The organism is Microbulbifer sp. MCCC 1A16149, assembly GCF_050368945.1.
GTDB lineage: Bacteria > Pseudomonadota > Gammaproteobacteria > Pseudomonadales > Cellvibrionaceae > Microbulbifer.
This window is the reverse complement of the sequence record NZ_CP185959.1, coordinates 665,337-680,451: the sequence shown is the minus strand read 5'-3', so window position 1 is coordinate 680,451 and position 15,115 is coordinate 665,337. Positions and strand designations below refer to the sequence as shown.

The 15,115-nt window shown below is 55.8% G+C and carries 8 protein-coding genes and 1 tRNA gene; all 9 read right to left on the bottom strand.

What is annotated here, in order from left to right; translation table 11 throughout:
* Positions 1-19 precede the first annotated feature (19 nt).
* The gene (locus ACONT6_RS02875; protein ID WP_428820329.1) at positions 20-5,818 is read right to left on the bottom strand and encodes a DUF3320 domain-containing protein; all 5,799 of its coding nucleotides are present in this window, start codon (positions 5,816-5,818) and stop codon (positions 20-22) included.
* Positions 5,819-5,937: 119 nt separating this feature from the next.
* On the bottom strand, positions 5,938-7,011 hold the full coding sequence (locus ACONT6_RS02870; protein ID WP_428820328.1) for a hypothetical protein: 1,074 nt from the start codon (positions 7,009-7,011) through the stop codon (positions 5,938-5,940).
* 99 nt (positions 7,012-7,110) lie between these two features.
* The gene (locus ACONT6_RS02865; protein ID WP_428820327.1) at positions 7,111-8,541 is read right to left on the bottom strand and encodes a KAP family P-loop NTPase fold protein; all 1,431 of its coding nucleotides are present in this window, start codon (positions 8,539-8,541) and stop codon (positions 7,111-7,113) included.
* Positions 8,542-9,075: 534 nt separating this feature from the next.
* Positions 9,076-9,161 (bottom strand) — tRNA-Leu (locus ACONT6_RS02860).
* 34 nt (positions 9,162-9,195) lie between these two features.
* Positions 9,196-9,624 (bottom strand): preprotein translocase subunit SecG, encoded by a 429-nt coding sequence (secG, locus tag ACONT6_RS02855; RefSeq protein ID WP_428820326.1) that lies wholly within the window; start codon positions 9,622-9,624, stop codon positions 9,196-9,198.
* Between the two features lie 63 nt (positions 9,625-9,687).
* Positions 9,688-10,425 carry a triose-phosphate isomerase gene (tpiA, locus tag ACONT6_RS02850; protein ID WP_181254103.1) on the bottom strand — a complete coding sequence of 246 codons (738 nt, stop codon included), beginning with the start codon at positions 10,423-10,425 and terminating at the stop codon, positions 9,688-9,690.
* Between the two features lie 130 nt (positions 10,426-10,555).
* Positions 10,556-11,896: a phosphoglucosamine mutase gene (gene glmM / locus ACONT6_RS02845; RefSeq protein ID WP_428820325.1), complete on the bottom strand. Its 1,341-nt coding sequence runs from the start codon at positions 11,894-11,896 to the stop codon at positions 10,556-10,558.
* A gap of 156 nt (positions 11,897-12,052) precedes the next feature.
* Positions 12,053-12,898 (bottom strand): dihydropteroate synthase, encoded by an 846-nt coding sequence (folP, locus tag ACONT6_RS02840; protein ID WP_181254105.1) that lies wholly within the window; start codon positions 12,896-12,898, stop codon positions 12,053-12,055.
* Between the two features lie 159 nt (positions 12,899-13,057).
* A complete protein-coding gene (gene ftsH / locus ACONT6_RS02835; RefSeq protein WP_181255434.1) occupies positions 13,058-14,968 on the bottom strand; it encodes an ATP-dependent zinc metalloprotease FtsH in 1,911 nt (636 codons plus the stop codon).
* Between the last annotated feature and the right edge of the window lie 147 nt (positions 14,969-15,115).

The window sequence follows — 15,115 nt, the reverse complement described above, 5'->3', positions numbered from 1 at the left end:
GTGCTCTAAATCCAATGGGCTAACCGCGCACAGACTCTAACCGAGCTCTCATCTGCTGAGTCAATCGACCTATGCCCAATGCGCGAGAAAACTCGACAAATTGACCGCGATCTTCACATTGCTTGAGAATTAGAGCCAGCTCCTCTGTACAGATATAGTCCAGTTTGACAGCGTCATCATCACGGCCGTCAGTCCGTGCAAACTGCACAGTCGCATCGCCATCTAGTTCTGGCCAATAGAATTGGCCAACTTCCTCGTGAGAGTTTTTGCGACACTTACCCGCGAAATTTAGAACTCTTTCTCGTATCTGCCGGCCAGCGCGCTGAAAACCATGCTCTCTAGCTATCCGACGCACCAAGACCTCTTCATGTATTGGGCCTTCCACATCGATCACGTGATTGACCATATCACTGAGTGGGGCATCGTAAGTTGGCTGATAGAACTCTTCCGGATTGACAGGAAAGCTAGACAAACTCGCCTTCGTATAACGGGTGATAATCGAATTGCCAACCTTACTAGACGTTAGCCTTCGATCCTCTTCGGGAATCTCGTCGACAGCCGCTACCTGCTCTGCGCTCGAGGCTTCCTTCTTTGCTTTTTTCTCTTCACGTACTTTTTCTAAGTGCCGTGTCAGATACTCATCGAGTTCCCGCAATGCTTTATCACGATTAGTCCACCAGTCAGTTGACCAAACCCGGAATAGGGTCCACCCCAATCCTTCAAGAACTGCCTGGCGAATTTTGTCTCTTTCCCTCGCATAAGCTGAACTGTGATACATAGCGCCATCACACTCGACGCCCGCCAGATAGATACCCGGTTCATCCGGATGCACAATACCCAGATCAATACGAAAAGCGGATACGCCGATTTGTGGATGTACGATCCACCCTTTGTCTTGCAACGCTCTCGCCACTGCCACTTCAAACGGCGACTCAAAATCTCCAAGCGATCCATGCACTGCAGCGCCAAGTGCTGACGCCCCCCTTTCCGCATACTCGAGGAAATGTTTGAGGTCAGCAACCGCACGTGCCTGTGTTCTGGCGAGATCAATACGCTCAGGAGGCATAGTTGAAAACACAATCATTTCAACCCGCGCGCGCGTCATTGCTACATTTAAACGGCGCTCACCGCCATTACGGTTAAGGGGACCAAAATTCATGGTGACGTGGCCCGATTCGTCCGGGCCGTAGGTGATACTAAACAAAATAACATCCCGCTCGTCACCCTGAACGGTTTCCAGGTTCTTGACGAATACAGGCTCCAGAGTAGCCTCTTCCGAGAACGCCCACTCAATCGATGGGTCGTCAGAGCGCGCTTTGTCTAGTAAATCCTCAATCAGGCTCTGCTGTTCAGTATTGAAGGTCACCACGCCAATAGAAAGTGAGCGCACGCTTTTATCCGGGGATTTAAGACGGCGAACGATCTCCGCCACGATTGCCTTGGCTTCGCCCTGATTGTGACGAGCCTTACCGCGGGCATAAAAGCCCTCAGGCCTTACCAGAGATACGCCTTTGTCCGGATGCACCGGCGCAGGGAAAGTGATTAATGAACTGTCGTAATAACGACTGTTAGAGAAGGCGATCAGGCTCTCACGGCGAGATCGATAGTGCAGATTCAAGATACGCTGCGGAATACTCGCACCGATCAGTTCATCTAAAATACTTTCAAGATCACCTTCCGCATCAATATCGCCATCCGGATCATCATCCGCGCGGCCAAAAAAGTTGGTTGGGGGCATCTGTTTGGGGTCACCGGCAACAATAACCTGCTTGCCCCGTGCCAGTGAGCCCACGGCATCCCAAACTGTAATTTGTGAGGCTTCGTCAAAGATCACCACGTCGAATAGGGACTGACCGGCAGACAGGAACTGCGCTATCGATAGCGGAGACATCATCAGGCACGGTGCCAGCGTGGTCAGTACATCCGGAATCGTTTCCATCATTTCCCGCACGGGCTTGTGGCGAGTTTTCTTTTGCAACTCATGGCGTAATACGCCCCAGGAGGAAGTTCGCTTGATATCCTCTGGATCCGGAATCTGACCCGCCAGCTTTGCCGCGATATATTGCGCTGTCAGATTACTGAACTCATCGTCCAGTGCCTTGAAGTTATTGATGGCAGCTTCATGCTCTGGTGATGAGAAGGTTCTTAGTACGTCATCCTCCCCAATTACGGCCGAGGACCACCAAGCACAATAGGCTGCCTCGAATACCTCAACGGCTTCTTCCGGCTGCACTAGGCCGCGTTCAAGCGCTTCAACCAAAGGTCCAAGCTGGCAGTCCAGCGCCTCCGAGCGTCGCCGCATCCATGCGCACCAATCTCTCAAAGAGGCGTGATGCTTTGCGATGTTCACGCATAACTGTTCAACGCCCGTCAGCCCACCATGGCCTTCCGGCAGGTATAACTCCAGCGCATTACCGATTAGCCCCTCAAATTCCTCTCGGATCTTATGAAACTGCTTGAGCAGAGACAAATAATCCGCAATGGTGCGACCGACGGCAGCCTCTGGTGCAAGCAAGTCATTGCCGTCATAAAGCAAGGTTCTGACTTTTCCACGCATGTCTGCGAGCGATACCGCATCAGTTGCTAATTTCCCGACCGCAACACGGGCACGAGAGCCCAGATGCCTGAGTGATGTGATCGCCTGGGGATCAGAATCGTAGGAGTTCCAGGCTCGCAGCCCCTGCAATACAACATCTAGCCGATCGATGTTGCCACCGGTTTCCCGCAACTGCTTCAATATGGCAATATCGTTATCCGGATCCGGTTCACCCTGCGCTCCATTCTCACGCATCTGCTTGAGCACCTTCCGCTTGGCGAAAAAGCTCTTTGGCCACCAGGATTGTTTGGCCTCTCCCCAAGCCTGCTCAAGTGCATTGGCATCGAGGTTCTTCCATGCCAATGCCGCGTAACTACAGCTCAAGCGAGACTGTGCCGTGATATAGGTCTTAAGGTGACCCACGGCCTCTTCCAGCGCATCCAACCGATCCGACGCGTCTGGCTCCAGGGCAAAAGCGGATTGCTTACGGTAGGAATCCAATAAAACTTGACCGAGCTCCGCAACGGTATCCAGTCCGGCTACATTTAGATTGGAAAGACTGAGCCCTGTAACCTGCGCCAGTTCAGCCAGTTTCGTCGAAACCTGACCCGCGCTGGCTTTCAATCTACCCGCCACAGCGACCACTTGTTCTTGCCATTGCGGCCGCCAGTCGTAATTGGCGATCGCACCAAGGGGATGATCAACCAAACTGCCGAGCGCTGTTGCCTGGACACTCAGCAAATCGGCTGTATCGCGTAATTGCCGTAGTTGCTTTTCGTCGTGGAAATCGGCGTTGGGCCAGTGCAATTTGACCTTTGCGGCAGGATCGCTGTCACGCACCTTGATACCGATGGCGTAGTGTGCAGTCAGCCCATTGCGACGGCGCTTGTGTAACGCATTCACTACCCGGTTCAGTCTGTCGCGCAGCGACTTCAAACGCTCCGCTTCTGCCTGCCAGTTTTGCACCCCGGATTCAGAAAAACTGTTCCACGAAGTGCGCAATTGCTCTAGGACATCCGCTTTTTTAGCCTTGTTGGAATGAAGCTCCAGGCAGAATTGACCAAGACCGATATCCTTTAAGCGGCGGTGCACCACCTCCAGCGCCGCGGTCTTCTCAGATACAAACAGTACCCGCTTACCCTTGCCCATCATATGCGCAATGAGATTACTGATGGTCTGGCTTTTACCAGTGCCTGGTGGTCCGATTATGACGAAGTCTTTACCGCGATCCGCGGTGGCGACGGCAGACATTTGCGATGAATCCGCCGGTAGCGGAGTCAGGAGATCGGCTGGAGTATATTCCTTGTCAATATCCCCCGGCTCTACAAAACGGATATCGCTATCGTAGGGGTCCCTGGGGGTTTCCAGCAGATGTTTTACTACCGGGCTCATTTTCAGTTCTTCGGCCCGATCAACCAGATCTTTCCACATCAAATACTTGGCAAAAGAGAAGTGGCCCAGTACCACATCCTCCACCACCTCAAATCCCGGCACATCCTTGATTGCATGGCGGACATTGCTCCAGATTCCATCCACATCAATACCGCTGTTATCCTGAGGTAGATCGGCGTGCAATCCCTTAATTTCGATACCAAAGTCTTTCTTCAGCATCTCCAGCAGTGTGGTGTTAAATCTGGGCTCGTCATCACTGGCTACGATCTTCACACCGCTACGGACGGATTTCCGCTCGATGGTTACCGGTAACAGAATCAATGGCGCGCGGTAGCGGCGATCATCCTTTTCTCGCTGCTTCCAGAACAGGAATCCGATCGCCAGAAACAGGGTGTTTGAGCCCCCTTCTTTCAGGGACGTCTGCGCTTTACGGTAAATTTCGACGGCGCGCTTATCCAGTTCTTCCTGGGTAAGATCGACCAACATTTGTTTCTTAGCGAGCGCATCTCGCGCGTATTCGACTTTCAGATCCTGACCGGTACGCTGACGATAAATCTCGCTGTCCTGGTCCTGTGACTGAAACTTGGGGAAAGGGGCAATCGAAAGACGGGCACCGGTTGCTAGGACATCTTCGAGTGCCCCCGGATCTCCGCAGACAAAAGTGAGGCTGGTTTTGCCGGGTTTGTGGTTTAATAGTGGATTGCGTGCCGATAAATCCAGCAATTTGCGCTGCCAGCGGTCGAGGCGACCTTTGAGCGTATTCTCAGCTTCCTCTTCCCCTTCGGTAACGGTATAGGATGGTAGGTTGGGCGCGTCTTCCAGGCCGGGTTCGACCGAGGAATCGGCGCCCTCTCCTGCCGCAGTGACCGAAGGCGTGGTTTTAAGGCTGACCGGGTTTATTCGGTGTCCGCGAGCACGCCGAATATCGATTGCAGCAACAAAGTCCTGGTCTTTTTCCAGTGTTACCGCTTGCAGACCGAGATCCACCGCCTTCGAAAAGGGCAACGCAGGGTGTGATGTTGTTGCCGTGGTTTCAATCAGAATCAACTCTTTCAGGGGAATGCGCTGGCGGATAATCTCCCCTTCATCGATCACCACACTGGAGAGATCCTCCGGTTGTAACCAGAGACCTACCAGTGCGTGCCCTTGCGTTAACACTACAAGCGGGTTGAGCCCCGCCTGCTCAAGCGCCGCGGCGAATAGCAAAGTGGTATCCAGACAAGTCGCGACCTTGGCCGTTTCAATCTGGCTCGGCAATCGAATTTTCTGCCCATTGCGCTCAAAACTGGACGGCGGCAGCGCATAGGCAAGCTGCATTTTGACGATGGCGGAGTAAATCGCCGAGGCTATCAACCACACCCGCTCCCGGCTCAACGATTTATAGCCATCGATGGCATCAGGCTTGCCGGCTTTTCGCAGGATCTGGCTGGCCTGCCCCAGTAGGCGGTCTACAGCAGCATCATTTGGTGTACTGAATGCTGCCAGTAGTTCGGGCATATAACCAGCTCCGCCCCACTCGTTACAAGCCAGCAACTCTACCTTGGTGACCTGTTCCGCGAGAATTTCTCCCCCACAGCTGACGCGAATAGTGACGGTGCCGCGCATCGACTCGGTGAGTGCGAACAGAAAGCCGCCGTCCAACTCCAGATCGCGGTCTTTCATTGAGAGCAGGCCACCGGCTGCGAGCTTGTCTAGCTTCCAGGTCTTGCGCTTCAGGAATTCCGGCGAGGCCTCCAGTGTTACCTTAAGATTCGATAAATCCTGCTCTTCGTTAAGATTCTCGATTTTCAGTTCCCGCAACACCGCAAAAGCGCTCTGGTGGCAGGCGAAATTAATCTTTTCAACAAGTGCAGAATGAATGGCGACTGTTTGCGTTTCCTGCTCTGACATAGGTCTATCTCTCAAATCCGTAGCCCACGGTAATCTGTTTTATTCTCTGGCGACATTCTCACCCCGCCTATCTAACACCACCTGACGGCCAAACAATGGTATTCCACTGCAGGCAAGCTTCACGGACTGGTGATACCCCAAATTTCCCGCAGCCGTTTCACTGTGTGCTCCCACTTCGGCGTTCTGGGGCGGGCAATGGTGTTCTGGTTGCCGAACAGACCGACTTCATTAACGGCGTTGGTTTCGTCTGCTTTGTACAGCCATTTGACCGGTACACAGTAGTCGGCATCATCTTCGCCAAACTCCTCGACCATGCAGTATTTACCCTGATAGTCGGGGCGCTCAGCCAGGAATTCATCGACGATGATCGGATGGCCGGTAACTTCGGCTACGCCGACGTAGCCTTTGCCGGGGATCAGCACCCAGAGGCGATTTCCGGGCTTGAGGGTGAACAGGGTTTTGTTGTACCAGCGGCCACCGCCGGCAGCGATGAAACCGTACTCCACCGCGTCCTGCCAGCTGCGGCCGCCGGGCGCGGCGCCGTAATTGCAGTAGAACTCGCCGTTCCACTCGTTCTTCTGGCCCACGTTGACCGCGTGCTCTTCGGTTTCTACCGGGTCGATCATCCAGGCACGGCTGAGGTACTGGCTGTCGCCATCGCGAAATACGGTGAAGAAGACCGCATTGACGGCAACGCTGGCCTTGTCGTTCAGGTAGTTGATGATGCGCTCGGTGCTGGCATCCAGTTCGGCAGCGACGATCACCATCTGGTGGGAGCTGTTGACGTCGTCGTCCGACGGCAAAACACCGAAACGTGCCTTGAAAGCGCTGTCGAAGGAGCACTCCTCCAAGTCGTACTTGCTGGCGAATTCGCTGTAGATTTGGCTGATTTTTTCTGTGGGTAAGTGCTCGACCCAGGAGGCGTAGTCGATCACCTGTGCTACTACATCGCGGGGGGTGCGGTGTTTCTTGAGTTCGATCACGATAATGGAGCCAGAGGCATCAATGGCTATGAGGTCGATATACTTGCCGTAGTCAGTGTAGACCTGACGACCAATCAACATCCAGCTGGGGTTGAGGATGGAAATATCCTTCTGGATCTGCTCTTCCAGTAACAGTTCATTTTCAAGCAAGGCAGGTTGCAGAGGTTGTGGTTGACTACCGATCTTCCAGATTCCGTGTTTTACGGCCATATTCCCTCACATCTTACGATACTTGCGAAAATAATCGTTTTCATATCCACCCCCAATGTGCTCAATTTACTTGTAGTCACTACAATATCAGTGTAAATGTCACACTGTGGCGTTAATCTTTTCAACTAGCTCAACTCGATTAAAAACTAACTGTATCAACTTAGCTCCATCCCAGCCGTCTTCCCGCGCAGCAATAGTTCTTATGCGCTCAGCCACTTTGTAGCGTTCGTCTTGCTGCTCAAATCTATCCCTAAGATCGCACCAGTATCGGAACAGCTCATGGTTATACCCATCCTCTTCGCTAAGTGCACCGACCAAGATACCAGCAACCACGGGAAAAGCTTTAGAAAAGACACCCTCATCATACTTCCGCCCTAGTAAATACATGATTACTTCGTTAACACACCGCAGGTCACTACGGAATCTCACATAGAGAGTCGGGTTTGCATCCCTCAACACAAGTAGCGCCGTTAGAATTTGGGGCGTCAATGAGTGTTTATCTGGAATAGAACGAATAATTAGTCGAAGCCGCAAGATCAGCTGGTTTATTGCCCGGAGTTGATAATTAAAGCGTTCGCTAAGCCAAACAAAAGTCTCAATCAGCCAGTTAAATTCCTTCTGTAAAGATTGATTGCCTTCAAAGCGCTGCTGAATATCGGGCAGGGATAGCTGAGCCTCTACATACCCTCTAACACTCGGCACTCTCAGTTGGTAATCAAGATCAACAAACCGCCGAAGATAGTTTTCACCATCAAAGTTGGAGCCATAAACTCCCTGCAAGCTCATTCCCAGCTGCTCCCGATTGATCGCAAGCACAAAGACAAGCCGATCTATATCAAAAAGGTGCTTGATTCGTTCAAGTAATTCGATGGCATAGCTCGGGCGACAACGGTCAAGTTCGTCAATAAAGATAATCAGGTTTGGCTGCTCACCTGGAAGTGCTTCTAGTGCCGATGTAAGTAAATCTTTAAAAGCCCGCAAGGTGCTTTCTTTACTCTTGAAAGAGTCGACAATATTCCCTGTCACCTCACCAGCCGATGATGCAATTGCACCTTCGACTGCCTTGTCGAAGTCCAGCGCCCCAAATGTTCCAGCTTTTACAGCGGCTACAGCACTAGCTCTAATTAGGCAAGGAGCCAATTTTTTAGCTTTCTGCCACGCTTTTCCAGCCGCCCCTTCTTCACGCTGCTCAGACAACCAATCGTCTAGTACTGAAAGGAGCGGTAGTAAAGGATCATCGCAAAAATCGCTTTCCCATACATTTAGGCTCAAAGAGACATACCCGTTACATGTGAGGAATTGTTGCCAAAGCCTAATAAATGTACTCTTCCCCCCGCCCCAGGGGGCCTCTAACCCAAGTACCAATGGAGCTTGAGCATTGAGTAAAACAGGAGTTAGGTTCTCGATCTCTGCTCTGCGATCCAACTTGTCGTTAGGGTTGGGCCAAACCCCGTCTTCGATAGTCAATTTTGGCAACCGCAGTGCTATTTCTTGCCGTGATACAGAACTGACTTCCACTTCTTGCGCCATACAATTCCTTTAAGATTTGATCGGAAATCTCTCTGTAGCTCAGAGGGCCTTACATCTCGGCACCAGCTCATCCCAAATTGAAGCTGATATGACGAGATATGGAGGGCACTCTGCCTGTTAGATACTTTTAGCGTCGGGTTCTCCGCAGATCCGCCAACGTCAGACGAAAGAGGCAAAGGAGCTCTAAGCTCTCGGAACCTACAAACAGGATCGGCGTGTATTCGCCATATGTTCTTCAAAAGCCCCCTCTTTGAGTGAACGCTGAATCGCAGGGGGCATGGAAATCGTATGGCGCCATCATTATCTATACACACTAAGATGTGATATTAATCACATCTCGTCTGGAGTTGAACCTTTGCGAAAAAAGATGTGTAGCGGACTAATACGCAGACAACTAACGGGAGAGCAATGTAAAGGCGAAACCCAGAAGAGACGAGCGCTTTGGCTAAATAGTAGTCAGAAACAAAAAAGCCCCGCATTGCGGGGCTTTTCGGGTCGCTCTAACCTGAAGGACACAGGCCAAAGACTTTGATGTGGTGCCCAGGGCGGGACTTGAACCCGCACGAGCATAGCTCACTACCCCCTCAAGATAGCGTGTCTACCAATTCCACCACCTGGGCAAAAACTTTACAGTTTTTGATTTAGCCTTTCGGCTTACTGAGGCTGCTCCTCAGTTTCTGCTTCTTCACCTGCTTCCGGCAGTTCAGCCTGAGGGGCTTCTTCTACTGCGGGCAGGTCGTCTGCGGCCGGGGCTTGCTCCTGAATCTCAGGGATGTCGCCTTCGGTCGCTGCCGGTTCGCGGGATTCTACTGCTGCAGGAACCTGCGGTATACCGTCGGCTGCCGGTGCTTCATCGCGGCTGGCGAGGATGGCCAGGCCGAAGCTGGTGACGAAGAATACCGTCGCCATAATTGCAGTCAAGCGGGAAAAGAAATTTCCGCTGCCCTGGCTGCCAAATACGGTGTTGGAGGCGCCTGCGCCAAAGGAGGCACCCGCTTCCGCACCCTTGCCCTGCTGCAGCAAAATCAGGCCGATGATGCTCAGCGCAGTCAGGATGTGAACGATTAAAACCAGTTTTTCCATTGTCCAGAAAACCTGCTACCGGGCGTCAGCCCTTGCTCAAAAAATTTTAACCTGTCGCGCTACTTAGTCAGCTGCGCAGCAGATTTTGATAAATTCGTCTGCCTTCAATGAGGCACCGCCTACCAGCGCGCCATCAATATCCGCCTTGGCAAACAGCTCTGCGGCGTTGGCCGCTTTGACGCTGCCTCCGTAGAGGATCTGCGTCTCTGCACCGGCTTCGCCCAGTTGCTGGCGAATAAACTGATGCACTTCCTGCGCCTGCTCCGGACTGGCGGTTTTGCCGGTGCCGATGGCCCATACGGGCTCGTAGGCGACGACGGCATTCTGCCAGGTATCCGGCAGGTCCAGGGCGCTTACTGCCTGAATCTGTTCGGCAACCACTTGCAGGGTATTGCCGGCTTCCCGCTCTTCGAGGCTTTCGCCTACGCAGAGGATCGGGGTCAGGCCTGCGGCCTTGGCGGCAGCAAACTTGGCTGCAACCAGCTCACTGCTTTCGCCATACAGGCTGCGACGCTCTGAGTGACCTACGATAACGTAGCGTACGCCGCAATCGACCAACATCTCCGCGGAGACTTCACCGGTGAACGCACCGGACGCCTGCTCGCTGAGGTTCTGCGCGCCGAGGGCGGCCTGGCCGATGCTGTCTGCAACGCTACCCAGATACGGGAACGGCGGACAGATCACCACCTGTGCAGAGCACTCGCCGGACTCAAGTCCGCTGTTCAGCTCGGCCAACAATTGCTCGGCAAATGCTTTGGTGCCGTGCATTTTCCAGTTGGCAGCTACCAGGGTTTTACGCATGGGTGCTCCTCCAAGGGGCGCAAATCTTAGCGGTATTGCCGGTAACATACAACCAGCGTTTTCGGATATTTATTGATTTTTCAATGGCTTCCGCCGCCCTGCCCGGTTCGGGTACGAGCGGCGGACGGGATCAGGCGTTGCCCACCCGCTCCACGACCTTGGCGATCTCGCCGGCCAGCTGTTTGACGGTCTCCGGGTCTTTCCCCTCAACCATGACCCGGATCAGGGGTTCGGTGCCCGACGGGCGCAATAATACACGGCCGCTGTTCGCCAGTTTGGCTTCCACCTGGGCCACGGCGTCCTGTACATCGCTGTGCTCGAGCACGCCGTCGCGGCTGGCGAGGCGCACATTGATCATGTGCTGGGGCAGCATCTCCATTTTGCGGCTGAGCTGGTCCAGGGACTCGCCGAAGTCGCTCACCGCACGCAGTACCTGCAAAGCAGAAATGATGCCGTCACCGGTGGTGGTCACATCCGTGCACACAATGTGGCCGGAGGATTCCCCACCCAGGGTCCAGCCGTTCTTATACATCTTCTCCAGTACGTAGCGGTCCCCGACCTTGGCGCGGGCAAAGGGGATGGCGCGATCCTTGAGCGCTAGCTCGAAGCCGTAGTTACTCATCTGGGTGCCCACTACGCCGCTGCAGCCACCGAGGAACTGCTGGCGGTGGATGGCGATCAGGAACAGCAGCTGGTCGCCGTCGATCAGGGTGCCGTGCCTGTCCACAAACATGACCCGGTCGCCGTCGCCATCGAAGGCGATACCGAGATCCGCGCCGCGCTCGACCACGGTCTGCTGCAGCTGCTGGGGCTTGGTGGAGCCGCACTCCAGGTTGATATTGAGGCCGTCCGGCTGCACGCCGATGGCGTGTACCTCTGCCCCCAGCTCGCGGAACACCTTGGGCGCGATGTGGTAGGTGGCGCCGTTGGCGCAGTCGAGCACGATATTGAGCCCCTGCAGGGAGTAGCGCCAGGGAGTGCTCGCTTTACAGAATTCGATATAGCGGCCGACAGCGTCGTCGATCCGCCACGCCTTGCCCAGGTCCTTGGCGGTTTCCATGGGCAGGTCGAGGGCGGCCTCGATCTCGGCTTCCACCTGATCGGGCAGTTTGCTGCCGTCGGCACTGAAGAACTTGATGCCGTTGTCCTGGTAGGGATTGTGCGAGGCGCTGATGACGATCCCCGCCTGAGCGTGGAAGGTGCGAGTGAGATAGGCGATGGCCGGGGTGGGCATGGGGCCCAGCAGGCCGACATCGACGCCGGCATTGATCAGGCCCGCTTCCAGCGCGGCTTCGAACATGTAGCCGGAAACGCGGGTGTCCTTGCCGATCAGGATGCGCTTGCGGCCGCTGCCGTTGGCACCAAGGACCTTGCCGGCGGCATAGCCGAGGCGCAGCATGAAGTCTGGGGTGATGGCGCCCTCGCCTACATGACCGCGGATTCCATCGGTGCCGAAATATTTTCTTGTCATCTCAGTCTTACTTCTTGAGTTCAATCGCTAATTTTAACCTTCACGGTGCCCTGTAGGAGCCTGCCTTGCAGGCGAACAGCTGTGGGGTGGGTTCGCCTGCAGGGCAGGCTCCTACAAGTTTTCACCTCCGGGTGGGTTCGCCTGCGGGGCAGGCTCCTACGCGGGGTTATCCACCATCTGCTGTAATTTCAGCACATCCACGGTGGCTGCAACATCGTGCACACGGATGATGTGCGCTCCGCGCTGGGCGGACAGCATGGCCAGCGCGAGGCTGCCGGGCAGGCGCTCGTCCACATTGCGGTCCAGCAGGCGGCCGATCATGGACTTGCGCGACAGGCCCACCAGCAGCGGAATATCCTGCGGCGCCAGCTGTTGCTGGCTGCGCAACAGGGCCAGGTTGTGCTCGTCGTTCTTGCCGAAGCCGTAGCCGGGGTCGTAGATCACCCGCTCGCGGGGGATACCCGCGGCAATACAGGCTTCCAGGCGCGCGTCGAGGTAAGCGCGCACTTCCGCCACCACATCAGTGTACTCGGGCTTGGACTGCATGGTGCCGGGCTGCCCCTGCATATGCATGACGCACACGGGCAGCTCGGTGGCCGCCGCTGCTTCCAGCGCACCGGGGCGGGTAAGCGCGCGCACGTCGTTGATCAGGCCGGCGCCGACCGCGGCAGATTCCCGCATCACCGATGGGGTGCTGGTATCGACCGAGATGACCACGTCCATGCGCTGCAGTATGGCCTCTACCGCCGGCACCACGCGCTCCAGCTCCTGCTGCTCGCTAACCGGCGCGGCACCGGGACGGGTGGACTCACCGCCGATATCGATGATGGTACCGCCCTCGCTGACGATCTGTTCCGCGCGCCGCAATACCAGGTCGATATCCAGCCCGCCGCCGGCGTAATAGCTGCCGCCGTCGGAAAAGGAATCGGGGGTGGTATTGAGGATACCCATGACCTGGGGACGGGAAAGATCCAGTGTGCGGGTTCCGCAGAGCAACTTCATAGGCGTATCGGGACGTGTTCGTGAACGGGGTTGGGTCTGGCCGGCGGCAATTGCCGGAGACAGATACTGCAGTTAAACAAAGCGGGCCCTGTGGCCCGCTTCGCGTGGGGTGCATTGTACACCCATTTGTACCGCATCTTCTGCGACGGAGCGCTCAGCTCAGTGGCCGTTGACCGGGCCACCCACCGGGGTGTCGCCGTCTTTCGGCTTTTCATCGGCCTCGGTCACATCGTCGGCGGGGCCGCCGCCGGTGTAGTCGTTGTCGTGCCAGTCCTTGGGCGGGCGCACCTTGCGGCGAGCCATCAGATCGTCCACCTGCTCTGCATCCAGGGTCTCGTATTCCATCAGCGCATCTTTCATCGCTTCCAGGATATCCCGGTTGTCTTCCAGCAGCTTCTGCGCGCGGTCGTAGCAGCTGTCGATGATGCGACGGACTTCCTCGTCGATCTCGTTGGAGGTCTTGCCGGAAATCGGATTGCCGTGACCGGGCTGGCCGCTGTCATCTTCACCGTAGTGCAGCGGTCCGAGCTTCTCGGACAGGCCCCACTTGGTGACCATGTTGCGGGCGATATCGGTAGCGCGCTCGATATCGTTGGAGGCACCGGTGGTAACACCATCGATACCCAGGGTCATTTCTTCTGCAATACGGCCGCCAAACAGGGAGCACAGCTGGGATTCCAGGGCGCGCTTGGACAGGCTGTACTTGTCTTCCTCGGGCAGGAACTGGGTCACCCCAAGAGCGCGGCCGCGGGGAATGATGGTGACCTTGTGTACCGGGTCGTGCTCCGGCACCAGGCGACCAATGATGGCGTGACCGGCTTCGTGGTACGCGGTATTGGTCTTTTCTTTCTCGTTCATCACCATGGATTTGCGCTCGGCACCCATCATGATCTTGTCGCGGGCGCGCTCGAACTCGTCCATGGTGACCATGCGACGGTTTGCGCGGGCAGCAAACAGGGCGGCCTCGTTCACCAGGTTGGCGAGGTCGGCACCGGAGAAGCCGGGGGTACCGCGGGCGATGGTCTGCGGGTCCACCTTCTCGTCCAGCGGCACCTTGCGCATATGCACTTTCAGGATCTGTTCGCGGCCGCGGATATCCGGCAGGCCGACGAATACCTGGCGGTCGAAACGACCGGGGCGCAGCAGCGCGTTGTCCAGTACGTCCGGGCGGTTGGTGGCGGCGATGACGATCACGCCCTCGTTGCCTTCAAAACCGTCCATTTCTACCAGCAGCTGGTTCAGTGTCTGCTCGCGCTCGTCGTGACCACCGCCTACACCGGCGCCACGGTGGCGGCCGACGGCGTCGATCTCGTCGATAAAGATGATGCACGGGGCCTGCTTCTTGGCCTGTTCGAACATGTCGCGCACCCGGGAGGCACCCACACCCACGAACATTTCCACGAAGTCGGAACCGGAAATGGAGAAGAAGGGTACCTTGGCTTCACCGGCAATGGCCTTGGCCAGCAGGGTTTTACCGGTACCGGGAGGGCCCGCCATCAGTACGCCGCGGGGAATGGCACCGCCGAGGCGCTGGAATTTGGATGGGTCGCGCAGGAACTCCACCAGCTCCTGTACGTCTTCCTTGGCTTCATCCACGCCCGCCACATCGGCGAAGGTGGTTTTGATCTGGTCTTCGCCTAACAGACGCGCCTTGCTCTTGCCGAAGGCCATGGGGCCGGAACGGCCGCCGGCACCGCCCTGCATCTGGCGCATGAAGAACATGAACACAGCGATGATGATCAGGATCGGGAAGCTCGCCACCAGCAGCTGCTGCCAGATACTGGGGGATTCCGGCTCGCGGCCGTTGAACTTGACGCCACTGCGCACCAGCTCATTGGTGAGCTCGTCGTCGATGATCTGCGGCTGAATGGTCTTGAAGCGACTGCCATCGGCTTTTTCGCCGGTAATCACCAGGCCGTCAACCAGCGCATTTTTCACCTGACCGGCCTGCACGTCCTGCACAAACTCGGAATAGCTGAGGGACTCGTCCCGGGATTGCGGCTTGAAGTTCTGAAAGACCATCAGCAGTACAGCCGCGATGATCAGCCACAACACCAGATTCTTTGCCATATCATTCAAAGGGTATGCCCTCTTGCCTTCGCCTTGGCTATTGCCTTAGCCGGTAATTCCATTCCACCCAGTATAGGCGGCGAAAATCGTATATCTGTCGTCCCGGTCATCCGGGCACAAAAGTGGCCCTCTATAGGGCCCGTTAGC